General features: G+C 67.3%; 1 protein-coding gene. It reads left to right on the top strand.

Annotated elements, in window-relative coordinates; genetic code table 11:
* Positions 1–30 precede the first annotated feature (30 nt).
* The coding region (locus AQI70_RS36795) for a sugar ABC transporter substrate-binding protein (RefSeq protein WP_062156797.1) at positions 31–1,030 on the top strand (1,000 nt) is incomplete at its 3' end.

Raw genomic sequence — 1,030 nt, forward strand, 5'->3', positions numbered from 1 at the left:
CCCTGATCAGCACAGCGAGGTGCAAGGGACATGCACAGACACCACAGAGCCGCCGCACTGGCCGCCACCGTTCTCGCCGGCGCCCTGCTCGCCACCGGATGCTCCAGCAGCTCCGGCGGCAAGAAGTCCGAGGAAGCCGCCGCGGACACCTCCGCCGGCAAGGCCACCACCCCCCGCATGACCGTGGCCATGATCACCCACGCCGCCCCCGGCGACACCTTCTGGGACCTGATCCGCAAGGGCGCCGAAGCAGCCGCCGCCAAGGACAACATCAAACTCGTCTACTCCTCCGACCCCAGCGCCGGCAACCAGGCCAACCTCGTCCAGAACGCCATCGACCAGAAGGTCGACGGCATCGCCCTGACCGCCGCCAAGCCCTCCGCCATGAAGGCCGTCATCGCCAAGGCCAAGACCGCCGGCATCCCCGTCGTCGGCTTCAACGCCGGCCTCGACGACTGGAAAGACCTCGGCATGCTCGAATACTTCGGCCAGGACGAGAACATCGCCGGCCGGGCCTTCGGCGAAAAACTCAACGACACCGGCGCCAAGCACGCCCTGTGCGTCGTCCAGGAACAAGGCCACGTCGCCCTCGAAGCCCGCTGCGCCGGCCTGAAGAAGGGCTTCAAGGGCAAGACCGACAACCTCTACGTCAACGGCACCGACATGCCCTCGGTCAAGTCCACCATCACCGCCAAACTCCAGCAGGACTCCACCATCGACCAGGTCGTCACCCTCGGCGCCCCCTTCGCCCTGACCGCCGTCCAGTCCGTCACCGACGCCGGCAGCAAGGCCAAGGTCGCCACCTTCGACCTCAACAAGGAACTCGTCACCGCCGTCCAGAACGGCAAGGTCGAGTTCGCCGTCGACCAGCAGCCCTACCTCCAGGGCTACCTCGCCGTCGACTCCCTCTGGCTCTACAAGACCAACGGCAACTTCAGCGGCGGCGGCACCGCCCCCGTCCTCACCGGCCCCGCCTTCATCACCAAGGACAACGTCGACGCAGTCGCCAAGTTCGCCGCGAAGGGCACCC

The sequence above is a fragment of the Streptomyces curacoi genome (assembly GCF_001513975.1).
Taxonomy (GTDB): Bacteria; Actinomycetota; Actinomycetes; order Streptomycetales; family Streptomycetaceae; genus Streptomyces; species Streptomyces curacoi.